Raw genomic sequence first — 25,623 nt, 5'->3', positions numbered from 1 at the left:
GATCATGTGAACGGCCGGGGTCGTGGCGCGAGTCGGATGAGACCCGCGCCGCGACCAAGGAGCACTTAGGGAGCGGTGACGCTGACAGTCCAGGTGACTCCGAAACGATCGGTCAGCATGCCGAACCCGGCGCTCCACGCCGACGCGGCCAGCGGCTCGACGATGACGGCATTTCTCGCCAGCGCGTCCCAGTAGCCCCGGAGCTCATCAAGGGTGTCGGAACCGATCGAGATGAACAGTGCCTGGTCGGTGACCGTGGTGTTGTTCTCGCGGCGAGTCGAGCCGCCGCCGGCGATCGGGCCTTCAGTCTCGCCCGGGATGTCGTAGCCCATCACCCGGAAGCCGTTCTCCGCGGCGACGAGCCCGAACACGACCTTGTCGGACCCGGGCAGCTCGGCCGGCATGCCGAAGTCTGCGTACGTGTTTAAGACGGTGTGCCCGCCGAAGACTGACTGGTAGAACTCCAGCGCCTGGCGTGCATCGCCGCGGAAGTTGAGGTGGGTGGTCGCCTGAATGGTCATCTGTGCTCCTTGTGAACTTCGGCCCGATCGGGTCGATGTCTTCACCATCGCAGGCGAGTAGGACGCGTTCTGTCCTAGACCGGCCGTAAAGTCAAGAACATGACGACGACTTCACGACTGCTTCGGGTGTTGTCGCTCCTGCAAACCCGGCGGGACTGGCCAGGATCGCTCCTGGCATCCCGGCTGGACGTCAGCGATCGCACGGTCCGACGAGATATCGACCGCCTGCGAGAGATGGGTTACAGCATCCGGGCCACCATGGGTCCGGACGGCGGATACCGCCTCGACGCCGGCAGCGAGTTGCCACCGCTCCTCTTCGACGACGACCAGACCGTCGCCGTTGCCATCGCCCTGCAAGCGGCCCCCGCCATCGGCGCGGGAATCGAGGAAGCCGCAATCCGCGCCCTCGGCACCATCCGTCAGGTGATGCCCTCGCGGCTCCGACACCGACTCGATGCGCTCGAGGTCACGGCGATCGGCCGCCCCGGTGACGCGGCACCCTTGGAGATCTCACTCGACGTGCTCGTCATCCTCGCGAACGCCATCCGCGATCGAGAGATCCTTCGCTTCGATTACGCAACTCGCGAGGCGGCCGACACCGGCGAGCCGCTCCCGCCCCGCCGCGTTGAGCCGCATCACCTGGTCACTTCTCACGGCAGGTGGTACCTCGTCGGGTGGGACCTTGAGCGCGACGACTGGCGGCTTTATAGCGTCGAGCGGATCCATCCGCGCATACCCAACGGACCTCGCTTCACCCAGCGCACGGTGCCTGGCGGCGACGTGAACGAGTTCGTCTCAGCGCGATTTCAGGGTGCTGACGTCAACGACTGGCCCTGCCGCGGCACCGTGATTCTCTCCGCGCCCGCCCGTGACGTCCTCCCTTTCGCTGGCGACGGCACGGTCACGGCTATCGACGAGCACACCTGCAGCCTCGACGCAGGCTCCTGGTCCTGGGGAGCCCTGGCCGCCTCGTTCGGGAGGTTCGAAGTGCCGATGGAGGTTGTCAATCCACCCGAGCTCGCCGCAGCTTTCGCCACGCTTTCCGAGCGGTACGCAACGACCAGCAAGACCGGCCCGACCCGAACCTAGCGAGCGGGATCGGCGCAAAGAGAACCGGGGTGCCGGTTTCAGTGCCTGTCGATCGGGCCACTGAGCTGCGACAGTCGGGACTCCTCAAGGTCGAGGATCGTCTGCGCCCGTTCCATCACCCGTGAACTGTATGAACCGGTGGCTCTGGCGTCGAGAAGCGCCGCGCGTTCGGCCTCGAGCACCCGCATGCGCAGTGTGCGGTGCTGCTGGTATGGCCCTGGCGCTCCGGTGCGCAGCTCAGCGACAGATTCGGTGCGCATGACACTGTCTGCTCGTGCGCGTTCGATCACATCGTGCTCGAACTCGCCGCCGTTCTCGACACGAAGCTCGGGGTTATCGAGGGTCGCGAGCCCGACAGCGCTGACCTCTCTGATCAGCTCGGCGAGTTCCGCCCTGTCGGCGGCGGGGTCGGAGCCGGTGATGCGCAGCTTCCGGATGAGGAGCGGCAGGGTGCCGCCGTTACCAAGGAGGGTGACGACGGCCACCGTGAATGCGATGAGGATGAGTTGCGGACGGTAGGGGATGTCGGTTGGCAGCGACTGCGCCGCGGCGAGCGTGACGACGCCGCGCATTCCCGACCAGGCGAGAACGGCTCCGCCCCTCCAGCCGAGGCCTTCCTCGGTGAGGAAAGTGACGTCGGCGCGCTTCCGCGTGAGGAATCGACGTACCCGGACGGTTCGTTCGGGTGAGACCGGCGTCTCGATTTTCGGGTCGTCGAGGCGGCGCAGCGCTGAGTCGAGGTAGCGGCCCTGGGCTTTCGCGCGCCGCTGGTCGTGCCGCAGCAGGGCAACGAGCGGAATCACAAAGAGTGTGCGGATGAGAACGAGCATGACGCTGGCAAGGATGCCGAGTCCGATCGCGGCCGGCACGCTGAGGTCGTCAGCTTCAACCTCGTCGATGAGGGTGCGCAGTTCGATGCCCATGAGCAGGAACACCCCGTTCTCGAGAACGAACTGCGCGGTTCTCCAGTTGAGCCGTTCGGCGATGCGGTCGTGTGCGCTGAAATACCTCGCGCTGTTGTGACCGGTGATGAGTCCGGCGACGACCACGGCCAGCACACCCGACGCGTTCAACTCTTCAGCGGGGAGGAACGCCAGGAACGGCACAACAAAGGAGATTGTGGTGTTGAGGACGGGGTCATCGAGTTTGGAACGCACCCAGACCGTGGCGAACCCGACGGCAATGCCGATGACGATGGCGCCCGCGACCGCATAGAGGAACTCACCGGCGATCTCCCCGAGCGACACGGCTCCGGCCGACGCGGCGATTGCTGAGCGCAGCAGCACGAGAGCTGTGGCGTCGTTCACGAGGCCCTCGCCCTCGAGGACAGTGACCAGCCGTGGGGGAAGACCAAGGCGCTTTCCTATCGATGTCGCAGCGACAGCATCCGGTGGACTGATGACAGCTCCGAGGGCGATGGCCGCTGGGAGATTGAGGTCGGGGAGGATCAGGTGAAGCGCGAAGCCGGTGACGAGCGCCGAGACGATGACGAGCAGCACGGAGAGGCCGGTGATGGCCTTGAGGTTGCGGCGGAAATCGACGAGCGGCACGTTGACGGCCGCCGCGTACAGGATCGGGGGAAGCACCACCGAGAGGATCAGCTCAGGCGGGACGACGATCTCGGGAACGCCTGGCACAAAGCTCGTGCCGATACCGACGACGACGAGGATGAGCGGACTGGCGACTCCAAGTTTCGGGGCGAACCTGGCGACCACAACGATGGCGAGGACGCCGAAGAGTCCCAGAAGGGCGTATTCCATGTCCCCAGAGTAGAGGGGTGCCCGTCACAACTCCCGGTCGGAGGTGGAATTCGGCGAGAAGTCAGCGGGTCAGGCGGTCGAGGAACGTCACTGTGTCGTCGAGTGCGCTGCGCGCCTCCTCGAAGTCGAGGTGGAACTGGTATTCGTGGGGAAGCGCCGGCTCGTGGGAGGCAGGCCAGAACAGCTCTGTCACGGCGACACCCTGGCTCTTGAGCGCGGTGCTCATGGGAACGGACTGGATCCAGGTCAGGCTGTCGCCGTTTCCTCCGCTGATGAACGTCGGCGGGAAGCCGTCTGTCACAAAATCCATGGTCGACATTGTTGTGCCCGCGTAGGTGTCTGACCAGTCTTTGGTGCCGGTGTATGCCCAGAGTGCGACCTTGAACCCCCACGCGGTGAGGCCGTTGAGGTCGGCCATGGCGTCGAGGTCATAAACGCCGCAGTGCAGGATGGTGCCGATCAGCTGCTCAGAAGACAGCGACGGGGTGACACCAAGAAGGTGCGCGTATGCCGGGTTGGTCGTCACCGTCGCGAGGGAACTGGCCAATTGGGCGCCGGCCGAGTCTCCGGCGAGGATGATCCGTGTCGGATCGACGCCCAGATCGTCGGCGTTCTCGGTGATGTACGCCAGCGTGTCGTTGAGGTCGTGTACCGCCGTCGGGTAGGTGGTCTCCGGCGCGATCGGGTAGCTCACACCGACGGTCGTGTATCCGCGTGAGGCGAGGATGCGGAGGTACGGCGCGACGTTGGTCTTGCTGCCCGAGATCCAGGCGCCTCCGTGCACCCAGACGACTGTCGGCAGCGGGCCCGTCGCGTTCGATGGCGTGAAGACATCGAGAGTGCTTGAGCCGCTGGGAAGAGGAATCTCCACGTCGAGTTCCTCGGAGATTCCCGACGAGGGAACGTACGGCAGCATTTCCTTGACTGTGGCGCGAGCTCCGGCTTCGAACGCTGAGCGGATCAGCAATGCGGACGGCCAGGGAGTCGCCGATACAACAGTAGAGACAAGAAGCGCCGTTGCGGCCGAGATCGCGAGCACCGACGCGGTTCGGGACGTGGCGAACGATTGTGATGATCGAAGTTGCGTCGACGACATGGCCCCCCTTGATTGTGTCCCAGTCTGGCAGAAGCCGACGTCGCCAGGCGCAGTCGTCCGACAACGCAAAACGGACGCCGGCAGAAGCCGACGTCCGTTGTGCTGGTGGGACCTGGTTACAGGGTGAGCGCCCGCGAGAGCAGGTCAGCCTGCTCGGCAGCATGGCGCTTCGCCGAGCCGGTCGCCGGCGACGCTGATGCCGCGCGTGAAACGACACGGATGGACCGGTCCTTCACGTGCTTCGCTGCCTCGAGAGCGATGAACGGCCACGCGCCCTGGTTTTCAGGCTCGTCCTGCACCCACACCAGTTCGGCGTTCGGGTACTGGGCGATGGTTCCGTCGAGTTCGACCCGGGGGAGCGGGTAGAACTGCTCAACGCGTACGAGGGCGATGGCGTCGTTCGGCTGCTTGGCCAGTTCGGAGACGAGGTCCCAGTGAATCTTGCCCGAGTGCAGAAGCACTCGCTTCACGGCTGCCTTGTCGGTGATCCGCGCGTCGTCGATCACTGGCTCGAACTTGCCGCTCGTGAATTCCTCAACACTCGACGATGCGCCGCGGAGGCGGAGCATGGCTTTCGGTGTGAAGACGACGAGCGGACGACGAGGCCGTGCGTACGCCTGGCGGCGAAGCAGGTGGAAGTACGACGCCGGGGTCGACGGGCGAGCAACTGTCATGTTGTTCTCTGCACACAGCTGGAGGTACCGCTCGATCCTCGCTGACGAGTGGTCGGGGCCCTGGCCTTCGTAACCGTGCGGCAGCAGCATGACAACGCTTGAGCGCTGTCCCCACTTCTGCTCGGCGCTCGAAATGAACTCGTCGATGATGGTCTGACCACCGTTGGCGAAGTCGCCGAACTGTGCTTCCCAGAGCACGAGAGCGTCAGGACGCTCGACCGAGTAGCCGTACTCGAAACCGAGGACCGCGTACTCCGAGAGCAGGGAATCGTAGATCCAGAACCGGGCCTGGTTGTCTGCGAGGTTCGCGAGCGGCAGCCATTCCTGACCGTTGACACGGTCGTGGAGCACAGCGTGCCGCTGCACGAAAGTGCCCCGGCGAGTGTCCTGCCCGCTCATGCGCACCGGCGTGCCCTCGACGAGGAGCGAACCCAGCGCGAGGAGCTCGCCGAACGCCCAGTCGATGTTGCCGTTGCGGCTCATGTCCAGGCGCTTCTGCAGCAACTGCTGCAGCTTCGGGTGCACGGTGAAGCCGGCCGGTTTGTTGTTGAACGCGTCACCGATGAGCTGAACGACGGCCTCGGGAACACCGGTCGTCTCTGGCTCACCTGAGTAACCGTCCTGGTCGATGTCATCGACGATGATCGGTGTCGAAGCTGTCTGGGCGGCGTGCGTCTCCATGAACGCGCGCTCGAGGCGGTCCTGGAAGTCGCGGTGCGATGCCTCGTACTCGTCTTCGGTGATGTCGCCGCGGCCGACAAGTGCCTCGGTGTACAGCTTGCGCACGCTGCGCTTCTGCTCGATGAGGTTGTACATCAGCGGCTGCGTCATCGACGGGTCGTCGCCCTCGTTGTGACCGCGACGGCGGTAACAGATGAGGTCGATGACGACGTCCTTGTTGAACTCCTGGCGGTAGTCAAGAGCCAGCTGTGCAACCCGGACGACGCTTTCGGGGTCGTCCCCGTTGACGTGCCAGATCGGGGCCTGGATGGTCTTGGCGACGTCGGTCGAGTAGACCGACGAACGGCCCTCACCCGGAGGTGTTGTGAAACCGACCTGGTTGTTGACTACGACGTGGATGGTTCCACCGGTGCGGTAACCGCGCAGCTGGGAGAGCTGCATGGTTTCAAGCACAATGCCCTGACCGGCCATGGCCGCGTCACCGTGGACGAGGATCGGCAGTGTCGAGAACGAGCCGATGGGCTGGCGGTCCTGCTTGGCGCGGACGATGCCCTCGAGGACGCCGTCGACGGCTTCGAGGTGCGAAGGGTTCGCCGCGAGGTAGACAGGCAGCTCGGTGCCGTCAGCCGCACGGAAGGTGCCCTCGGTTCCAAGGTGGTACTTGACGTCACCTGAGCCGGACGCCTTCTTCGAGGTGCCCTCGAACTCCTGGAACACCTGGCCGTACGTCTTGCCTGCGATGTTGGTGAGCACGTTCAGACGGCCGCGGTGTGCCATTCCGATCGCGGCTCCATCGAGGCCGGCTTCTGCCGCGCCCTGGAGCATCGCGTCGAGGAGAGCGATGGTTGACTCGCCGCCCTCGAGGCTGAAGCGCTTCTGGCCGACGTACTTGGTCTGCAGGAAGGTCTCAAACGCTTCTGCCTCGTTGAGCTTGCCGAGGATGCGCATCTGCTCATCGTGGGTTGGCTTGGCGTACGGGCGTTCAACCTTTTCCTGGATCCACTTGCGCTGGGCAGGGTCCTGGATGTGCATGTACTCGAGGCCGATGGTGCGGCAGTACGAGTCACGAAGCAGACCGAGGATGTCGCGGAGCTTGGACTGGCGCTTCTCACCGAATCCTCCGGTGACGAACTCGCGGTCGAGGTCCCAGAAGGTCAGGCCGTGGTTGAGGATGTCGAGGTCGGGGTGTGATCGTTGCACGTACTCGAGCGGGTCGACGTCTGCCATCAGGTGACCGCGAACACGGAACGAGTTGATGAGCTCCTGCACACGCGCCGTCTTGTTGACGGTGTCGCTCAGGTCGACGGAGATGTCCGGCGCCCAGTGCACGGGGTCGTACGGGATGCGCAGGGCCGCGAAGATGTCCTGGTAGAACGACTTCTGGCCGGTGAGCAGCTCGTGGACCTTCTTGAGGAACTCGCCGGATCCTGCACCCTGGATGACACGGTGGTCGTAGGTGGAGGTCAGCGTGATCGTCTTGCCGATGGCGAGCTCGACGAGGGTGTGCTCGCTCGCTCCCTGGAACTCGGCCGGGTAGTCGAGGGCACCCGCGCCGATGATGCAGCCCTGGCCCTTCATGAGGCGGGGCACCGAGTGCTCGGTGCCGATTCCACCCGGGTTGGTCAGCGAAACTGACGCACCCTTGAAGTCATCGGCGGTGAGCTTGTTCTTGCGGGCGCGGGAGACGAGGTCTTCGTACGCCGCGAGGTACTCGCTGAAGGTCAGGGTGTCTGCCTTCTTGATGGCTGGAACGAGCAGCGCGCGGCTGCCGTCGGGCTTGGGGATGTCGATGGCGATACCGAGCCCAACGTGCGCGGGGGCCACAACGCTCGGCTTGCCGTCGACGACGTCGTAGAAGACGTTTTGGCTGGGGAAGTCCTTGAGCGCCTGGATGAGTGCCCAGCCGATGAGGTGGGTGAAGCTCACCTTGCCGCCGCGGGCGCGCTTGAGGTGGTTGTTGATGACGATGCGGTTGTCGATCATCAGCTTCGCCGGGATCGTCCGAACGCTCGTCGCGGTCGGAACGGTGAGGCTGACGTCCATGTTTGTCGCGAGCGACTTGGCCATGCCACGCAGCGGCTGGACCGTGTCCTGCGGTTCTTCAGCGACAGCATCCGTCACAGCGGGAGCCTTCGGCTTCGCCGGCTCGGTCCGCGGGGCGTCTGCGGGGATCGGTGCTGCCTTGGGCTGCACCGACGTCGTCTTCGCGGCCGGCTGCGAACCGATCACCGGAATCGGCGCGGTTAGCGGGTGCGCCGGAGGAGCCGTTCGCGTCGCCGCGTCACCCTTCACGGGCGAGTAGTTCTCGAGGATCGGCCACCAGGACTGATCCACAGAGTTCTTGTCGGCGACGTACTGTTCGTACATCTCGTCGACAAGCCACTCGTTCGCTCCAAATTCTCCCGACGAACCGTCGTCAGTTCCCACACCGGTCAACTGGCTTGACACCGCCAGACCACCACTCTCTCCATTGAATTGAGCACAGCAGCGACATCCGTGGGAAGCGCTGCCAGATCCAGTTATCAAGCCTAATCCCTTTAGAGGAAGGCTGCGGCCCGAGAGCGGTATGAGTAGCGTGGTGCACATGGAGTTCTATGGTTCGGAACCAGCGTTTGATCTCACTTACTCGGACGTCTTCCTCGTCCCCTCACGATCGGAGGTGACGTCGAGGCTCGACGTGTCGCTCGCTCCGAAAGACGGCACTCCAGCGCAGATCCCTCTGGTGTCAGCGAATATGAACTCGGTGACAGGGCCGAGGCTTGCGGCGACGCTTGCCAGGCGGGGCGGGCTCGGCGTGTTGCCGCAGGACATGCCGTTGCAGGAACTCGATGCGGCGATTCGCTGGGTCAAGGACCAGCCGGTCGAGTACGACACCCCGCTTGAACTCGCCGCTGATGCAACGGTCGCCGACGCGCTCACCCTCACTCCAGCGCTGACCGGGCACGGGATAGTTGTGCGGTCGGGGTCGGGGGAGTACCTCGGCTGTCTCCCGGCCACAGTTCTCGGCAGCACCCCGCCCGACGCAAGGCTGGGCGATCTGCTGCACGGCCAGCTCACCTCGATCGACGCCGAAGACGTCACGACAGCCAGAAGCGCGTTCGACCTGCTCGTCGCAGCTGACCTGGATTTCGCGCCGGTTCTTCGGCACGGCGTCCTGGTCGGAACGCTGTCGCGTACGAGCGGGCTTCGGGCAACGCTGTACCGCCCGGCGGTCGACGCTGCTGGCCGACTCAGCGTCGCGGCGGCCATCGGCATCAACGGTGACGTCGCCGCGAAGGCACGCGCGCTCGCGGCGGCCGGCGTCGACGTGCTGGTCCTCGACACCGCCCATGGTCACCAGGAGGGGATGCTCACCGCCCTTGCAACAGTGAAGAGCCTCGGCCTGAAGATCCCGCTCGTCGCGGGCAACATCGTCACACCAACCGGTGTGGCCGACCTGGTCTCGGCCGGTGCAGACATTCTCAAGGTCGGCGTCGGACCCGGCGCCATGTGCACCACTCGCATGATGACCGCGGTCGGACGACCACAGTTTTCGGCCGTACTTGAGACCTCGGAGGCCGCGCGCGACCTCGGCGTTCACGTCTGGGCCGACGGCGGCGTGCGTTACCCGCGCGACGTCGCCCTCGCCCTCGCCGCTGGTGCGTCGAGCGTCATGATCGGATCCTGGTTCGCAGGCACGATCGAAGCGCCAGGAACTTTGAAGTCGGATGCCACGGGGCGGCTCTTCAAGGAAAGCTGGGGAATGGCCTCAACCAAGGCCGTGCAGGAGCGGTTCGGCCGACTCGACCCATACGAACTGGCTCGCAAGACGTTGTTCGCCGAGGGCATCTCGTCGTCGAAGATCTACCTCGATCCGGGCCGCCCGAGCGTTGAAGACCTGCTCGACATGATCACATCAGGCGTGCGTTCCTCGTTCACCTATGCCGGAGCATCCGACCTCGCTGAATTCCGCGACCGTGCACGCGTCGGCCTCCAGTCCGCCGCGGGTTACGACGAGGGCAAAGCGCTCCCCGTTTCCTGGTGATGCGTGCGGGCGATACGGCGGACACTCAGGTGAACGCTGCGTATACTTGCTGACACAATGGACGACCCCCCTCCTGCTGATTCGCCCGCCGCTCACCAAGTTGTTTCCCCCCGACGGGAGGTGACCAGTGTTTGAGTGGATCATGCTCAGCGTCGGCCTTCTGCTGACCGTCGGCACCGGACTCTTCGTCGCAAGCGAGTTCGCTCTCGTGAACCTCGACCGCTCCGAACTCGAGGCACGCCAGGCGAAGGGTGAGTCCCGGCTTGGCATGACGATCGCCGCCCTGCGAATCACGTCGACGCACCTGTCGAGCGCCCAGCTCGGCATCACGCTGACCACACTGCTCACCGGATACACGATGGAGCCGGCGATCACCAGCCTGCTCACGCAGCCGATGCTCGCGATTGGTTTTCCCGAGATCACCGTCGTGCCGATCGCCACAACGGCGGCAATCATCATCGCCACCCTGCTGTCGATGATCATCGGTGAACTCGTTCCGAAGAACTTCGCGCTCGCGCTTCCCGTTCACACGGCGAAGCTCGTCGTCCCGTTCCAGACACTGTTCACAACGGTCTTCAAACCGGCGGTCGTGATGCTCAACGGAAGCGCGAACGGCATTCTCCGCGCGATCGGCATCGAGCCGAAGGAGGAACTGTCAGGCGCACGCACCGCCGAGGAACTCTCGAGCCTCGTGCGCCGCAGCGCCGGGGCAGGAACCCTCGAGACCGACACGGCCACTCTGCTCAACCGCACACTGCTCTTCGCCAGCCACACGGCGGCAGACGTGATGACACCGCGCCCTCGGGTCGAAGCTGTTCACAGGGGAGACTCGGCGCAGCTCGTCGTCGAACTCGCCCGCACCACCGGATACTCCCGCTTCCCGGTGATCGACGAAGACGCGGACGACGTCGTCGGTCTCGTCCACGTCAAGCAGGCCATCGCCGTTCCCCGTGTCAAGCGTGCCGACGTTCCGGTCTCAGCGCTGCAGTCGGACATCGTCCGGGTGCCTGAAACCATGCGACTCGACGCCCTGCTTGGTGAACTCCGCGGTCGCGGATTCCAGATGGCCGTCGTCGTTGATGAGTACGGCGGAACCGCAGGCATCGCGACCCTCGAGGACCTCGTTGAGGAACTCGTCGGTGAAGTTGCCGACGAACACGACCGCACTCGCGCCGGTGTCGTCCGCACCCTCGACTCCATCGCCTTCCCAGGTGACCTCCGCCCAGACGAACTGCTCGAGCGCACTGCCATCACTGTTCCCGAAGACGGCCCGTACGAGACAGTGGCCGGTTTCGTGATGAGCGAACTGGGCAAGCTGCCGGTGATCGGCGACACCGTCTCGATCGACTCGGGAACCCTGCGCGTCGAACGCCTCGACGGCCGCCGTATCGATCGCATCCGTTACACCCCCAACCCCGTGAAGGAAGAAGCCGAAAATGAGTGACTGGGCCGGAATCGCCTGGCTTGTCGTCCTGCTCATCGGCAACGCCTTCTTCGTCGGCGCCGAGTTCGCCGTCATCTCGGCCAAGCGGTCGCAGATCGAACCGCTCGCCGAACAGGGTAAACGCAGCGCCATCACCGCACTCTGGGCGATGGAACACGCCACGCTCATGCTGGCGACAAGCCAGCTCGGCATCACCGTCTGCTCACTGCTCATCCTGAACGTGTCAGAACCGGCCATCCACCACCTGCTCGAGATCCCGCTGGGGCTGACCGGCCTGCCGGAGGAAGCCGTCGGAACCGTCGGCTTCATCGTCACCCTGCTGCTCGTGTCGTACCTGCACGTTGTTTTCGGCGAGATGGTACCGAAGAACATTTCGTTCTCGGTGCCTGACCGGGCCGTGCTGCTGCTCGCGCCTCCGCTCGTTTTCGTCGGCCGCGTGTTCAAGCCGGTGATCTGGGTGCTCAACGCAGCGGCCAACGGTGTGCTCAGGCTGTTCCGGGTCGAGCCGAAGGACGAAGCAACCTCCACATTCACACTCGACGAGGTCGCGAACATCGTCGACCAGTCCACCCGTGAGGGCCTGTTGCTCGACTCGACAGGCGCTCTCCTCGCCGCGTTCGAGTTCACCAACAAAAAGGTGATCGACGTTGCGCTCCCGCTCGAGAGCCTGCTCACACTGCCGCCGAACACCACGCCGACCGACGTCGAACGCGCCGTGGCCAAACACGGGTTCTCGCGATATGTCGTTGTTGATGAGCAGGGACTGCCATCCGGCTACCTGCATCTCAAGGACGTGCTCCGCCTGGATTCAGGTGAAGACGACGGTGACTCCGATCAGCCCGTTCCGGCGAAACGGATCCGGCAGCTCGTCTCGATCTTCGAAGACACCGACCTGGAAGACGCCCTCGCCATCATGCGGCGGTCCGGCGCCCACCTGGCCCGCGCGTTCAACCGTGAGGGCGACACCACCGGAGTGCTCTTCCTCGAGGACATCATCGAAGAGCTTGTCGGTGAGGTTCAGGATGCCACGCAGCGGCGTTAGAGGCTGACTCCCGTCGGCGACGGGTACGGAGCACGCTCGTACTGCCCGGGCAGGTAGTCGATCTCTGCACCAAGCTCGGCGGCGGCGCGCAACGCAAAGTGCGGGTCGCGTAGGGCCTCGCGGCCGATCAGGACGGCGTCGGCCTGCCCTGATGCCACAATCTCCTCGGCGTGCGCCGGATCGGTGACCAGTCCGACCGCGCCGACGCGAACCCCTGCGGCGTTCTTCACCGATGCGGCGAACGGCACCTGATATCCGGGTTCGAGCGGGATGTGCACCCCAGCGATCGCGCCTCCGCTCGAGATGTCAAAGAAGTCCGCTCCGGCGTCGACTGCCCAGCGCGCGACGGTCGCGGTCTGTGCCTCGTCCCAGCCGCCGGGCGCCCAGTCGGTAGCCGAGAACCGGACGAAGATCACGGCGTCGGCCGCGTTATCCCGCACGGCGCGAACGACACGCAACAGCAGGCGGGCACGGTTCTCGAGCGAACCGCCGTAGCTGTCGGTGCGGGTATTGACGAGCGGGCTGAGGAACTGGTGCAGCAGGTACCCGTGCGCCGCGTGGACCTCGATCACGTCGAAGCCGGCGGAGACCGCGCGGCGAGCGGCAGCGGCAAAGTCGGCCACAACACCGTCAATGCCTGCATCGTCGAGAGCGCGCGGGGCGGCGAACCCGTCAAACGGCTGGTTCGTCGGTGCGACGGTCTGCCACCCTCCCTCGACAGGAGGAACGGTTCCGCGCCGTCCGTCGCTGCCCCACGGGGCGAATGTGGATGCCTTGCGTCCGGCGTGTCCGAGTTGGATACCGGCCGCTGCGCCCTGGGACTGAACGAAGCGAACGACCGGAGCCCAGGCATCCGCTTGTTCATCCGTCCAAATGCCAGTGTCGCGGTCGGTGATCCGCCCATCGGGGCTGACCGCTGTCGCCTCGGCCAGAATGAGTCCGGCGCCGCCGATCGCGAACTGGCCCAGATGTACGAGGTGCCAGTCGGTCGGCACTCCGTCGCGCTTCTCGACCGAGTACTGGCACATTGGTGCGATCCAGATCCGGTTGCGCAGTGTGAGGTTTCCCAGGGTGAGCGGTTCGAACAGGGCAGGCATCGATCTCCTTCAGAGCGGCGAGCGGTTCGGCACGCTACAGCTGTTCAATTTATCCCACCTGCCTTTATCGTGAAGATATGGCAAGCGAATGGATGCCGTGGGGCGAGCGGGATGCAGCAGCGTACGTCGCCGTGCCCACCGAAAGAGATGACAAATACAGTCGTGGCGTGCTTGGCATTGTTACAGGCTCGGCCGAATACCCCGGTGCCGGGGTGCTCGGCGTTGAGGGAGCCGCGCGAACGGGGCTCGGGATGATCCGGTACCTCGGCGATGCCACAGACCTCGTTCTGGCCAGGCGGCCCGAGGTCGTCACCCTGCCGGGGCGTGTGCAGGCGTGGCTGATCGGGTCAGGCACCGACTCGAGCGACCTCGGGCTGCTCGGCACACTCTTCGCCGACGCGCTGGCGTCGGACGAACCGGTTGTTGCCGACGGTGGTGCGCTCGAGATGGTGGCAGCCGCGCCCCGCGCCGGTGTGATCGTGACGCCGCACTATCGGGAGCTGTCGCGCATGCTCGCCGCTGCCGGGGAGAGGGTGTCCGCCGAGACCATAGCGACGACCCCGTCGGTGTGGGCCAGCAGGGCAGCGGACCTGCTCAGGGTCACCGTTCTGCTCAAGGGAAGCACGACGTTCATCGCCGAACCGCTCGGTGCACGGTTCGCCGTGACCGGAGCGCCGCCGTGGACAGCAACCGCCGGGGCTGGCGATGTGCTCGGGGGAGTGCTGGGCGCGCTCGTGGCGACGCACGCCGACGACGTTTTCGAGTCCGGTGTGCTCGCGAGGCTCGCCGCATCCGCTCAGATCCTGCACGCGACCGCCGCGACGCTCGCGTCCCGCGGCGGACCGATCGTCGCGCTCGACATTGCCGAAGCCCTGCCGGATGCCGTGCGTCGGGTGCTTGAGGTGCGTGTGGACTGAGCCGGTTTTAGCTCACAGCAACATCCCAGCCAGGCGATAGCTCACCGACAAACCGAGCACGCTAGGTTTGGTTTCAGCTTCAACCAATCGCTTCCGACGGGAGAACCGCCATGCACATTCGTTCACGACAGAACGCCGCAGTCGCTCTTGCCGGGCTGGCCGTGATCGGCGGGCTCGCCGGCTGTTCGAGTTCGACCGCGCCGTCGGGCGACGCCGACACCCAGGACGCTGCGCCGGCACCCGAGTCCGGTGCCGAGTACACCGACGGCGAATACACGGCCACCGGTGATTACCAGTCGCCAGGCGGAGCCGAGTCGGTCACCGTGACGCTCACACTCGCCGACAATGTCGTGACCGCCGTGGACGTCACAGGAAGCGGCAGTACGCCAAACGCGAAGAAGTTCCAGGGTGAGTTCATCGAGAACATCTCCGCAGAGGTGGTCGGGCAGCCCATCGACTCGCTCAACGTGTCCAAGGTCGCCGGCTCCTCGCTCACCAGCGGCGGATTCAACGACGCGATCGACCAGATCAAGGCCGATGCCGACTAACGTCGACGCCTCACCGAACGCGACGACTCTCATGTTCGACGCGATCGGAACCCGCTGGCAGATCGACACCGCAGATCCGCTTTCATCCACACTTCGTGTCGGAATCGCGGATCTCATCGACGATTTCGACAGAACCTGGTCCCGGTTTCGACCCGACTCGCTCGTCGCAGATGTCGCGCGTTCCTCCGGGACTTTCGATTTGGGGGCGGATGCTCCGGCGATTTTTGCGCTTTACCGCCGGCTTCACGACGTCACAGATGGCGCTGTCTCGCCGTTCGTCGGCGGGCGACTGGATGCGCTCGGTTACGACGCGAACTATTCGTTCACACAGCGCGGCATTCCGAGCCCCGCACCGGTGTGGGACGAGGTTGCGCTGCTGGTCGGCACGCGCCTCACCACCACTCGACCCGTGTCCATCGACATCGGCGCCGCTGGCAAGGGCTACCTCGTCGACCGGGTCGCAGAACTCCTCCACTCCGCAGGGCACACCGCGTTCACGGTCGATGCCTCTGGCGACCTGGTGCACAGCGGTGAGCCGATCCGGGTGGCACTTGAGCACCCGTTCGATCCGGCGCTCGCCATCGGTGTGCTGACGCTCGGTGGCGGAGCACTGTGCGCGTCGGCGACAAACCGGCGGGTGTGGTCGAACGGGTTGCACCACGTGATCGACGGCCGCACCGGGCAGCCAACGCGTTCGGTTTCCGCGACCTGGGCAACCGCAGCTGACGCGGCAACGGCAGACGGCGCAGCGACAGCGCTGTTTTTCACGACTCCATCGGAGCTCAGCGCCGCGCTGCCGATTCAAGGGCTACGCATGTTCACCGATGGCTCGGTCGAGTACTCAGCCGGCTTCGCTGCCGAGCTGTTCCGATGAAGCGCGCGCTCGATACGGCGCTCGGCCGCATCACCATGTACAGGCTTGTGCTCCTGCTGCTCACCCTGCTCGCCGCGGTGAGCATGGTGCTCAGCGCGATTGGGCTGTTGTTCTTCTCGCCACTCGAGTTGCTGGCCGGCCTGGTGGGAGCCGTCGGTGTGAGCTACCTGTCGAACCTCGGCGTTGCGCGGCTGTTCCGGGTGGTTCCGAATGGTGAGTCGGCGCTGATCACCGGGCTGCTGCTGTTTTTCCTCTTCCGGCCGAGCCTCGAGCCAGCCGAACTGGGTGCGACGGCGATTGCGGCGCTCGTCGCCACGGTGTCGAAGTACGTTGTGGCCGTGCGCGGCAAGCACATTTTCAACCCGGCGGCGTTCGGCGCTGTCGTGGTCGGGGTGAGCGGCCTCGGAGTGACCTGGTGGTGGGTGGGCAGCCAGTACCTGCTGCCGTTCGTGCTGATCGCCGCCGTCCTCGTGCTGTATCGCACGCGCCGCCTGGCGGTGGCCGGTGTCTTCGTAGTGGTCAGTGTCGCGGTTCTCGTGGTCACACTGCTCGGTGCAGGCATGTCGATCGGCGCCGCCCTGGCCACGCCGTTCACGTCGTATCCCGTGCTGTTCCTGGCCGGCTTTATGCTGAGCGAACCGCTCACCCTTCCACCGCGGCGCTGGCAGCAGTTCACCGAGGCCACGATCGTCGGTGTGCTGTTCGCTGTGCCGTACTCGTTCGGGCCGATCTACTCGACACCGGAGCTCGCCCTTATCGTCGGAAACCTGCTGGCGTTCGCTGTGAGCCAGCGGCGTGGCATCCGTTTGGAGTTGTTGTCACGTCGACGCGTCACACCGTCGATCGTTGAGGTGAGCTTCCGGCCGGCTGCGCCCCTGCGGTTTGAGGCCGGGCAGTACCTCGAGCTGCAGGTGCCGCACCAGCGCCAGGACGCCCGCGGGCAGCGCAGGATGTTCAGCATCGCATCGGCGCCAGCGTCGAACCTGGTGACCGTGGCGTACCGGGACAGTGACAGCAGCTTCAAAACGGCACTCGGCGCACTCGAGCCCGGTGCGCGGGTTGTGGCTACGGGAGTCTGGGGTGAGTTCGTGTTGCCGTCGAGCACGTCGCGACCGCTGCTGCTGATCGCCGCTGGGATCGGCATCACTCCGTTTCTCAGCCAGCTCGCGGCGATCGACTCACAGCGCCGGGATATCGTCCTGGTTTTCGCTGTCGCCAACACCGCCGAGCTTGCGCTCCTCGACGGCGTCAACCTCGCCGGCGTGAACGTTCGGGTGATCGCGCCGGAGCCGCCCCCGATGTTGCCGCCAGGCGTTGTCTACTCCGGGCCGGGGCGGCTTGACCGCGATCGACTGGTCGAGATCGTGCCGGACGTGGCCTCGCGTTCGGCCTGGCTGTCCGGCCCGCCCGCGCTGGTCGACGCTATTAAGCCTGTGCTCCGTCGACTCGGAGTGCGCCGGGTGCACATCGACTACTTCTCCGGTTACTAGGGCGACGGTCCTGGCGAATTCGCGAACGGATGCCACGTGGCACGCGAGCTGGCACGGTCCAGTCGCGCGCAGCGAAGCGCAGGCAACGCCCCTAGGATGAGTGCGGTGAACAGGTCGATCGGGGTGTGGGGTGCGTTTGTTGCCGTGCACTTTCTGCTCGGCTGGATCTGCCTTGGCATGCCAGGCACCGGGATCGGTGAGTTGGCGCTCGGCTTGCCGCTCGGTGACGTCACACTGGTTTACCGGCCGTGGGTCCTGCAGGCGCTCGGAGACGACGGGGTTCCGGGGCTCAGCGAACCGTGGGTGTACCCGATCGCCGCGCTGCTTCCCCTGTTCGCCGCGATGGTTGCCGGTCCAGACAACTACGGCGTCACCTGGCTTGTGCTCGTCGCCCTGCTTTCAGCGATGGCCCTCGCTGTGCTGCTCGGCAGAGGAACCTCGCCGCGTCGCCGAGCTTCCGCGTGGTGGTGGATCGCCTTCACCGCAGCCCTTGGCCCGATCGCCGTTGCGAGAATAGACGCGATCACGGTGCCGCTCGCGATTGTTGCCCTGCTGCTTGTGGCGCAGCATCCGCGAATCGGGGGAACGCTGCTCGCTCTCGCAACCTGGATCAAGGTGTGGCCGGCCGCGCTGATCGGCGGTCTGCTGCTGGCGTCGACGCGGCGGTGGACGGTGTGTGTAGCGGGGGTTGTCACGAGCGTGGTTCTCGCCGCGGTCGCGATGGGAGCGGGTGGGGGAGCGCACCTGCTGAGTTTTGTCACCGAGCAGACCGGTCGAGGCCTGCAGATCGAAGCCCCGGTGGCGACGCCGTACCTCTGGCTCGCCGCTGCCGGTGTCGAGTCGAGCTCCATCTACTACAGCACCGACATCCTGACCTTCCAGGTCGCCGGTCCGAACGTCGACACGGTGGCCGCGATCATGACGCCGCTGCTCGCGCTCGCTGTCACCGCGACGGCGTTGATCGGAGCGCGGGCCGTGCGGCTTGGCGCGCCAGTCGTGCGGGTCCTGCCTCCCCTTCTTCTTGCGCTTGTCGTCACGCTGCAGCTGTTCCATAAGGTTGGCTCGCCGCAGTTTCTGACCTGGCTGATCGCGCCCATCGTGCTCGGTATCGTCTGGCGTGGGCGCGGCTACACCGTCCCAGCAGCCATTGCCCTGGGGCTGGCCGCCCTGACCCATCTCGTTTACCCGTACCTCTACTTCCGGCTGCTCGCGGCTGACCCGGTCCTGGTCGCCGTCCTCACCGCGCGAAACCTCGGCTACGTGGTGTTGCTGGGCTGGGCGCTGCACGCGGTGCTCACGGCTCACCGGCGGCCAGCGGCGCTCGGCTCGGACTCTTCGTCACCGAGCGGGGTTACGATGGCGCCGGGAACCGAACAACACACCGAGGAGTAGTCATGCTTGTTGCTTTCAGCGTCGCACCGTCAGGCGGGTCGAACCCCGACGCTTCCGTACACGATGCGGTCGCCGCCGCCGTGAAAATCGTGCGTGAATCGGGCCTGCCCAACTCGACGGACTCGATGTTCACCACGATCGAAGGGGAGTGGGACGAGGTCTTCGACGTGATTCGTCGAGCGACGGATGCCGTCGGCGCGTTCGGTCCGCGCGTTTCCCTTGTGCTGAAGGCAGACATCCGCCCGGGGCACACCGGTGAGATCACCGGCAAAGTTGACCGGCTGAATGAAGCCCTTAGATCGATTCAATAACGGCGCCTGCCTCACGTACACTTCCTGAATGCCCACTTCCCCCGACGGGTCGACGCAGCTGTCGCCGACCCGCGTTCGTCTTGCCATGCTCGCCCTCGCCATCGGCGCGTTCGGCATCGGTACAACCGAATTCGTCGCCATGGGGCTGCTGCCCAACATTGCGAGTGATCTGCTCCCTGAGCTTTTCGCTCGCTCACCTGAAGCAGCGAACGCCCAGGCCGGGTGGCTGATCACGGCATATGCGCTCGGCGTTGTGGTCGGCGCGCCGACGATCGCCGGCATGGTCGCACGTTTCTCACGGCGCAAGGTCCTGACCTGGCTCGGCGCAGCGTTCACTCTCGCCACTCTGGCGACAGCCGTGTTGCCGAGCTTCGAGCTTGTCCTGCTGTCCCGCTTTGTCGCCGCAATTCCGCACGGCGCATACTTCGGGATTGCCGCACTGGTGGGCGCCAGGCTCCTCGGGCCGAGTAAACGCGCCCGCGGTGTCGCTCTCGTCATGTCGGGACTGACCGTCGCGAACGTGATCGGTGTGCCTTTCGCAACCTGGGTGGGCCAGGGTCTCGGCTGGCGGGCTGCCTACCTCATCGTCGCAGCCCTGTTCGCGCTCTCCACAGTGGCGATCTTCTTCGCGGTCCCCGACCAGCGGGGCGAACCGGGCCAGACCCTGCGCCGTGAACTGCGCGTGTTCTCCTCGAGCCAGGTCTGGTTCGCGTTGGCCATCGGATCGATCGGTTTCGGTGGTTTCTTCGCCATGTACAGCTACATCGCGCCGATCGTCACGGAGGTGAGCGGAGCGCCGGAACAACTGGTGCCGTGGGTCCTCGTCACCATCGGCGTCGGAATGACCGTAGGCAACTTCGTCGCGGGGCACCTCGCCGATCGGAGTGTGACGAGAACACTTCTGTTGTTCTTCGCGCTCATGCTTGCGCTGCTGATTGGCCTCGCGCTCAGCGCTCACTCGCTGCCGCTGCTCTTCGTCTTCGTCTTCGCGGTCGGGTTCGCCGCACAGGGCATCGGGCCGACCATTCAAACCAGGCTGATGGATGTGGCCGGGGACAGCCAGTCGATCGCCGCGGCGCTCAACCACTCGGCGCTTAACATCGGCAACGCGTTCGGCGCTGCACTTGGCGGCGTTGTCATCGCGTCGGGCGCGGGTTATCTGGCGCCGATCTGGGTGGGTGTCCTGCTCACTGTCGCAGGAATCGGCATCGCCGTGGCCAGCTTCCACCTGGAGCGCAAGCAGGGGCGGTCGACGACCGCCGAGGTCGACTCAGTCGAGGATGATGCCGTCGAGGATCGCGCGCTTGCGGAGCGCAACCTTGGTTCCCACATCGAAGCCTGACGCGCGGTACTTTTCGCGGATGCGCTTGAGGTAGCTCTTCGCCGTCTCCTCGGAGATTCCGAGCTCGTACGCGACGCTCTTCACCGGTTCGCCCGCGGCGTACAGTGCCATGACGCGGCGTTCCTGGGCGCTGAGCTTCGGCGATCCGCTCTTGTTGGCGTTGAGGGCGATGTCCAGTTCGTGCGAGATGAACGACTCACCGATCATGGCCGAACGGATGGCCTCGACGATCATCGAGGGGTCCTCGGTCTTGACCAGGTAGCCGAGTGCGCCGGAGGCGAGAGCCTCGCGCACGACGGCCGGGTCAGAGTAAGTGCTCATGAGCACGGTCTTCACGCCGGTGGTCTTCAGCGTCGACAGCTTGAGGGAAACGGGGATGTTGTCTTTGAGGTCGAGGTCGAGCAGAACGACGTCGACAGGGAACTCGCTGTGGGTGAGAAGTTCGGGCCAGGTGGCGACTGCGGCGACCATGGTGATGTCGTCGGCCGCTCCACGGATCCACTCGGTGAGTGCCCCGAGGAGCATCTTGTGGTCGTCGACGATCGCCAGTCGAATCGGTGACTCCGGACTGCTCATAGGTTCCCCCTTCTCACGCCGATGCCATCAATGGTCGATCGGATTGTCCGCCGTGCACTCGATGACCACCATCAGCGCGCTTGGCGTTGTGCTATCAACATACCGTCCCGCGCGGCTCAGGTGCTGCCACGTCGCTGGTTCGACGTCAACACGGCGCATTCCTTTCGCCTCGATCTGGATCGGGAAGCGGAGACCATTTCGATGAGCGGATGTCTCCTGTACGGCCGGACCGAGGGTCACGATTGCTTCTCTCTTCGTGCGCTGCTCTCCATACATCAGCAGCCAGAGTGCCGAGAGCAGTCCGTCACGCTGGCGTTGGCTGAGGAGGCCAGCGAGCGAATCCGGGTCACGCAGTTCAACCGAAACGGACAGGAAGTCGGACTCGCTGATCGCGTGGTGCAGCCAGGTGTGGCTGCGACCGGCGATGAGGTGACGGCGCAACTCGGTGGCAAGCGCTCCGGCGCGATCAGCACGCGCACTCCCGAGGGGGAGTGGTTCTCGTCCGCTCGAGATGTCGTCGAAGAGCCGCTCGATCTCGAGGTCGATCGCCGCGAGTTCTGCAGACTCGAGCATGCTCACACCGTAGGCGGGTGCGTCGACCGTCGATTGGATCAGCACCCGGTCAAGAGCCATCATTACCATCCGCCGGTAGGAGCCGACGATCGCCGTGCCGATGAGCGGCGGCATAACCGCGAGGGCGCAGAGCAGAATGTCCGAGCCGACAACGAGCGGGTCGGGACTCGTGTTGAGGATGGAGCTGACGATCAGCGTCAGGGCGAGGGCCGTTGTGACGACGATGACGTCGCGGATCGGTCGGATGCTGACGATGCCGAGCAGAACGCCGCCGACGCCGATGGCGGCGGTTGGGTGGATGCCGAGCGGGCTGAGGCCCCACACAGCGACCAGGTCGACGGCAACAACGAAGACGAGCATAACGACCAGCACGGCGAAGGCCAGGTCGCCGAGGATGAACCCGTTCGACCGCACGACCAGGATCGTGACGGTTGAGGCCGCAAGCAGGAGCACCCAGGCGAGGATATTCAGCGGCAGGTACGGATACTCCAGGACGTGCAGTGAGAATCGCCACAGGGAACTGAACACGACCAGGGCACCGGCGACGGCGAGCCCTGTCCCGAGTTGGCTGGTTCCCAGGGAGGACCTGGCCGATTCTGTCCGGCTCGGCCGTTGCGAGCTTCGGTTCATTTGGGGATCTCCAGGACGACTGTTGTGCCTGCGGCGGGCGCGCTGAACACGCGGACGCTACCGCCTGCGTCCCGCACGCGAGCCACGACGGAGTCGGCGAAGCCAAGCCGCCCGCCAGCGATGGCTGCTGGATCAAAGCCGGTACCGGCATCCGTCACCACACCACGTACGATCGCACCGTCGTCACTGAGGGTGACGTGGGCAACGTTCTGGCCTGAGTGCCTTCGCACGTTCTCGAGGCACTCGCTCAGCGCCAGGACGAAGGCCTCGAGTTTGGTGCCGGGGAGACCGAGTTGGCCTGAACCGTGCCAGTTGATGTCGAGTCCCATCGAGCTGAATCGCTTTTTGAGGGCCTCGAGGGTGCCGCCGAGCGCGAGTTCGGCTGTGTTGGTCAGAGTGTACCCGCCGCTGGCCTTGGGGGAGGGCGATTCGCCGAGCCGAAGCCGGGTGAGCAGTGCCCCGTCAGATTCGGCCTGCGACCGGAGCGCCTCAGGGGCGACACCGACACCTGAGTGTGCCAGCAGGGTCAGTGTGGCGAGCACCGTGTCGTGAAGAAGGCGGGCGTCACGATGCCGCTGTGTTTCCGTCTCGGTCGCCCTCCGCTCGACATTGTGTGCGCGGCCGATGCTGGCGACGCGTCCCATGACGCGCGGGAAGCTGGAGCGAAGCCAGACACCGAACATCGTTGAGACACCCCAGCCAACACTGACGAAGACGAGCAACGGCAGGATCCGCGGGTTCACGCCGGTGCTCAGCAGAACGATCGTTGTCACCGTTCCGGTGAAACCGAGGACCAGCATGATGAGTTGCCCCCAGGCGGAGACGAGGATCGTCGCGAGAGACCCGATTCCCCACGCGCCGACGGCCGAGATCGCGCTCCCCGTCGCGACGTTCAGTTGCCCGTCGGTCGGAATGTAGATGGCGCAGATCGTGCAGAGGCCGAGCGAATAGCTGAGGATCATCCAAAGCGGATGCGGCCGATAGGTGGCGAGGATGAGCGCGGCGGCCAGGGCGAAGAGCAGGCCGAGGCACGCGACATAGCTCGGCAGGTCGAGGGCTCCAGGCAGGGACAGGCAGAGCACTGCGATGACCACGCCAGCGAGGCCGAACAGGCGGGTGGTCCGGTAGAGCAACCGCGCCAGTTGCCAGCTGAAGCGATCCCGTTCCTCGGGGCTCAGCCGTTTAGGGCTCACGAGATGCCCGGCGCCGCGGGGAGTCGACGGGGAACGCGCGAGTGCGCTCCATCGGGGGTGCGGGCCATGTTCGGCAGTATATTGCCAGCGCCGGGCAGGAGCACGTCGACGCGGCCGGGCGTTTTGCGGGGAGCAGGCCGGTCAGCCTGCCGGAGCGTCCAGGAGTCGGCGAAGGTGGGCGCTCACGGCGACGTGTTCGATCAGGAACCCGTCATGCCCGAAGTCGGATTCGAGAATGGCTGGCACCGTGCCGTCGATGCCTGTCGAAACGCCGGCGGCAATGCGTTCCTGGCCCTCAACCGGAAACAGCCGGTCGGAGTCGATGCCGAGGACCAGTGCTGTGGCCGTGACTCGGGCGAGCGCGGCTTCCACCCCACCGCGGTCCCGTCCGATGTCGTGCGAGTTCATGGCTTCGACGAGGGTGATGTAGCTGTTGGCGTCGAACCGCCTGGTGAACTTGTTGCCGTGGAAATCGATGTACGACTCAACGGCGAATCGGCCACCGCTACCGAGTGGGCTGATCGGTGACTGCCAGCTGCGCTCGAAGCGTTCATTGAGTTCGGTCGGACTGCGGTAGTTGAGAAGAGCCATCCGTCTGGCCAGGGCGAGGCCACGGTGTGGGCCGTCGCCGTCCCTGGCGTCGTAGTAGTTACCGCCCGCGAACAACGGGTCCATTCGGATCGCCTCGATTTGCACCGAGTTGAGCGCGATCTGGTCGGCAGTCGTGAGCGGCGGCGCGGCCAGAACGCCGAGCCGGTCGACCCGGTCGGGGTACCCGACAGCCCACTCGAGAGCGTGCATTCCACCCATCGATCCGCCAACGACCGCGGCCCAGCTGTCGATGCCGAGCTCGTCGGCCAGGGAAACCTGGGCTCGAACCTGGTCACGAACTGTCGTGAACGGGAAACGTGCACCCCACTCGGAACCGTCCGGAGCGAATGAAGCCGGGCCGGTCGAGCCCTGGCAGCCGCCGAGCATGTTCGGGACCACGATGAAGAACTCGTCGGTGTTCAGGGCGAGCCCAGGGCCGACGATCTCCTGCCACCACCCTGCGGTGGGGTGGCCAGGACCTGGGCCGCCGACCACGTGGCTGTCGCCGGTCAGGGCGTGGGTGATCAGGATGGCGTTGTCGCGAGCGGGGGAGAGGACTCCGTGGGTCTCGTACGCGATCCGCAGGTGCGGCAGGTGCCCGCCCCGCTCGAAATCGAGGGGACCGAGATCGGCGAACAGTCGGGACCCGCGAGGGTCACCATCCCGCCAGGCACCTGTGGCCGGGGGCTTGCCGAGCACGTGCCGGGTGTCGGCCTCCGTGACAAACCGTGACGGGACTGTGTCTTCGGGTGTCTGCCAGTCCATGTTTCCATTGTGCCTACCCCTGTCAAAACCGCCCCGAGTGTTACGACGCAGCAGAATTCTGGTCAGACGGATGCCCGGATTCGCGCGATCCTGCGCAGCGCAGCTTCCTCAGAAGTCGAGGATCTGCCGAGAATGCGTCGAACAGCGCCGAGAACAAGTCGTGTTGCGGCGACCGCCGGGAACAGGGGTCGACGCAGTCCAAGCAGTTCACGGTACTCGCGAGGGATCGACGCGACAGCGCCGGCGAACATGATCCGGTACGCGGGCATCACGGCTGGCGACAGCGGAGGGTTCCGGATGAAGCTGACGATCTCGCGCACCCGATCGTCGCTCTTCAGGGTGCTCGCCCGATAGAACGCGTGCAGTTGCTCCCGCAGCTCAGCGGCAGATCGCGGAGGCGCCTGAACTCCGATGAGTTCGCCTGCCTGTGCCCACTCACGAACGTAGGCGTCTGCTCCACCCGGAATGTCCGAACCCCAGAGCAACTGGCAGGCCAGAAACGAGTCGGTGAAGACATCGTGCACCCAGGCAAGCAACTCCGGGTTCCCGGCAGAGTAGTCGCGCGTTTCCCCAGCGGCGTCGATGTACGTGCCCGACACCCGCTCGTGGAAACGACCGACCCTGGTCGACTCACGAACCGCCGTGGCCGTGTCGCCGAAGGTGACGGTCATCAGCCACTGGATGGTGCCGGTCAGCCGGCCAAGGGGGTCTTCGCGATACCGGGACCAGTCGTGCACGCCGGCAAGAGCTCCCGGGTGAAGGGCCTGCATCAACAGTGATCGGATGCCAGCCACCATCGTGGGCAGTTCACCGTGTACCGTCCAGGATGCGGATCCCGGACCGAAGTAGCCGGCATCGTCGCCGTCCTCGAGGCGGTCGACCCACGCGGGGCGGCCGTCGCTGTGCCCGGACAGGGTGCTTAACAGGTGTGATCGCCACGCATCGGCCAGCCTCGTCATTTGGCGAGGGTAACCCGCGCTGCTGGGAGCGCGC

General features: G+C 65.5%; 21 protein-coding genes. 11 read left to right on the top strand and 10 right to left on the bottom strand.

Annotated elements, in window-relative coordinates; translation table 11 throughout:
- Positions 1–65 precede the first annotated feature (65 nt).
- The gene (locus D9V28_RS14165; protein ID WP_121660395.1) at positions 66–521 is read right to left on the bottom strand and encodes a VOC family protein; all 456 of its coding nucleotides are present in this window, start codon (positions 519–521) and stop codon (positions 66–68) included.
- Between the two features lie 99 nt (positions 522–620).
- Here D9V28_RS14165 and D9V28_RS14160 point away from each other — a divergent pair, with 99 nt between their 5' ends.
- A complete protein-coding gene (locus D9V28_RS14160) occupies positions 621–1,610 on the top strand; it encodes a helix-turn-helix transcriptional regulator (RefSeq protein WP_121660394.1) in 990 nt (329 codons plus the stop codon).
- A 38-nt stretch (positions 1,611–1,648) separates the two neighbouring features.
- Here D9V28_RS14160 and D9V28_RS14155 read toward each other — a convergent pair whose 3' ends face one another.
- The 3 genes from D9V28_RS14155 to D9V28_RS14145 all read right to left on the bottom strand — a co-directional run bounded on the left by D9V28_RS14155 (position 1,649) and on the right by D9V28_RS14145 (position 8,269).
- Positions 1,649–3,370: a cation:proton antiporter gene (locus tag D9V28_RS14155; protein ID WP_121660393.1), complete on the bottom strand. Its 1,722-nt coding sequence runs from the start codon at positions 3,368–3,370 to the stop codon at positions 1,649–1,651.
- 61 nt (positions 3,371–3,431) lie between these two features.
- Positions 3,432–4,466 carry an alpha/beta hydrolase gene (locus D9V28_RS14150; protein WP_121660392.1) on the bottom strand — a complete coding sequence of 345 codons (1,035 nt, stop codon included), beginning with the start codon at positions 4,464–4,466 and terminating at the stop codon, positions 3,432–3,434.
- Between the two features lie 116 nt (positions 4,467–4,582).
- The gene (locus tag D9V28_RS14145) at positions 4,583–8,269 is read right to left on the bottom strand and encodes a multifunctional oxoglutarate decarboxylase/oxoglutarate dehydrogenase thiamine pyrophosphate-binding subunit/dihydrolipoyllysine-residue succinyltransferase subunit (protein ID WP_121660391.1); all 3,687 of its coding nucleotides are present in this window, start codon (positions 8,267–8,269) and stop codon (positions 4,583–4,585) included.
- A 136-nt stretch (positions 8,270–8,405) separates the two neighbouring features.
- Between D9V28_RS14145 and guaB1 the strand changes: the two genes are divergently transcribed.
- The 3 genes from guaB1 to D9V28_RS14130 all read left to right on the top strand — a co-directional run bounded on the left by guaB1 (position 8,406) and on the right by D9V28_RS14130 (position 12,331).
- Entirely contained in the window at positions 8,406–9,845 is a 1,440-nt protein-coding gene (gene guaB1 / locus D9V28_RS14140; RefSeq protein WP_121660390.1) for a GMP reductase, read from the top strand.
- A gap of 142 nt (positions 9,846–9,987) precedes the next feature.
- On the top strand, positions 9,988–11,289 hold the full coding sequence (locus D9V28_RS14135; RefSeq protein ID WP_121660436.1) for a hemolysin family protein: 1,302 nt from the start codon (positions 9,988–9,990) through the stop codon (positions 11,287–11,289).
- A complete protein-coding gene (locus D9V28_RS14130; protein WP_121660389.1) occupies positions 11,282–12,331 on the top strand; it encodes a hemolysin family protein in 1,050 nt (349 codons plus the stop codon). Before D9V28_RS14135 ends, D9V28_RS14130 begins: the two co-directional genes overlap by 8 nt.
- On the opposite strand, the gene D9V28_RS14125 is transcribed toward D9V28_RS14130, so the two are convergent.
- A complete protein-coding gene (locus D9V28_RS14125) occupies positions 12,328–13,428 on the bottom strand; it encodes an NADH:flavin oxidoreductase/NADH oxidase (RefSeq protein ID WP_121660388.1) in 1,101 nt (366 codons plus the stop codon). The genes D9V28_RS14130 and D9V28_RS14125 overlap by 4 nt on opposite strands.
- Positions 13,429–13,505: 77 nt before the next feature.
- Between D9V28_RS14125 and D9V28_RS14120 the strand changes: the two genes are divergently transcribed.
- The 7 genes from D9V28_RS14120 to D9V28_RS14090 all read left to right on the top strand — a co-directional run bounded on the left by D9V28_RS14120 (position 13,506) and on the right by D9V28_RS14090 (position 20,302).
- On the top strand, positions 13,506–14,345 hold the full coding sequence (locus D9V28_RS14120; protein WP_121660387.1) for an ADP-dependent NAD(P)H-hydrate dehydratase: 840 nt from the start codon (positions 13,506–13,508) through the stop codon (positions 14,343–14,345).
- Between the two features lie 110 nt (positions 14,346–14,455).
- Positions 14,456–14,893, top strand: coding sequence for an FMN-binding protein (locus D9V28_RS14115; RefSeq protein ID WP_121660386.1), 438 nt, complete (start codon positions 14,456–14,458; stop codon positions 14,891–14,893).
- Positions 14,883–15,767, top strand: coding sequence for an FAD:protein FMN transferase (locus D9V28_RS14110; RefSeq protein WP_229728080.1), 885 nt, complete (start codon positions 14,883–14,885; stop codon positions 15,765–15,767). The genes D9V28_RS14115 and D9V28_RS14110 overlap by 11 nt, the downstream gene beginning before the upstream one ends.
- On the top strand, positions 15,764–17,257 hold the full coding sequence (locus D9V28_RS14105; protein WP_121660385.1) for a ferredoxin--NADP reductase: 1,494 nt from the start codon (positions 15,764–15,766) through the stop codon (positions 17,255–17,257). Before D9V28_RS14110 ends, D9V28_RS14105 begins: the two co-directional genes overlap by 4 nt.
- A gap of 105 nt (positions 17,258–17,362) precedes the next feature.
- Entirely contained in the window at positions 17,363–18,649 is a 1,287-nt protein-coding gene (locus D9V28_RS14100; RefSeq protein WP_183086544.1) for a glycosyltransferase 87 family protein, read from the top strand.
- Positions 18,650–18,651: 2 nt separating this feature from the next.
- Positions 18,652–18,960: a thiamine-binding protein gene (locus D9V28_RS14095; protein WP_121660383.1), complete on the top strand. Its 309-nt coding sequence runs from the start codon at positions 18,652–18,654 to the stop codon at positions 18,958–18,960.
- Between the two features lie 28 nt (positions 18,961–18,988).
- Positions 18,989–20,302, top strand: coding sequence for an MFS transporter (locus D9V28_RS14090; protein ID WP_121660382.1), 1,314 nt, complete (start codon positions 18,989–18,991; stop codon positions 20,300–20,302).
- Here D9V28_RS14090 and D9V28_RS14085 read toward each other — a convergent pair.
- From D9V28_RS14085 to D9V28_RS14065, 5 genes are all read right to left on the bottom strand, one after another.
- Positions 20,231–20,878 carry a LuxR C-terminal-related transcriptional regulator gene (locus D9V28_RS14085; protein ID WP_121660381.1) on the bottom strand — a complete coding sequence of 216 codons (648 nt, stop codon included), beginning with the start codon at positions 20,876–20,878 and terminating at the stop codon, positions 20,231–20,233. The two genes, D9V28_RS14090 and D9V28_RS14085, sit on opposite strands and share 72 nt — an antisense overlap.
- A gap of 27 nt (positions 20,879–20,905) precedes the next feature.
- Complete coding sequence (locus D9V28_RS14080) at positions 20,906–22,081, bottom strand: hypothetical protein (protein WP_121660380.1); 1,176 nt, start codon at positions 22,079–22,081, stop codon at positions 20,906–20,908.
- Positions 22,078–23,274: a sensor histidine kinase gene (locus D9V28_RS14075; RefSeq protein ID WP_147441020.1), complete on the bottom strand. Its 1,197-nt coding sequence runs from the start codon at positions 23,272–23,274 to the stop codon at positions 22,078–22,080. The genes D9V28_RS14080 and D9V28_RS14075 overlap by 4 nt, the downstream gene beginning before the upstream one ends.
- Before the next feature lie 141 nt (positions 23,275–23,415).
- Positions 23,416–24,630: a homoserine O-acetyltransferase MetX gene (metX, locus tag D9V28_RS14070; RefSeq protein WP_121660378.1), complete on the bottom strand. Its 1,215-nt coding sequence runs from the start codon at positions 24,628–24,630 to the stop codon at positions 23,416–23,418.
- A gap of 62 nt (positions 24,631–24,692) precedes the next feature.
- A complete protein-coding gene (locus tag D9V28_RS14065) occupies positions 24,693–25,589 on the bottom strand; it encodes an oxygenase MpaB family protein (RefSeq protein ID WP_121660377.1) in 897 nt (298 codons plus the stop codon).
- Positions 25,590–25,623: the final 34 nt, after the last annotated feature.

Origin of the sequence: Mycetocola zhadangensis (assembly GCF_003668565.1) — a bacterium.
Classification (GTDB): domain Bacteria; phylum Actinomycetota; class Actinomycetes; order Actinomycetales; family Microbacteriaceae; genus Mycetocola_A; species Mycetocola_A zhadangensis.
Note: the sequence above shows the minus strand (reverse complement) of the source record. Positions and strands in the feature narration are given on the sequence as shown.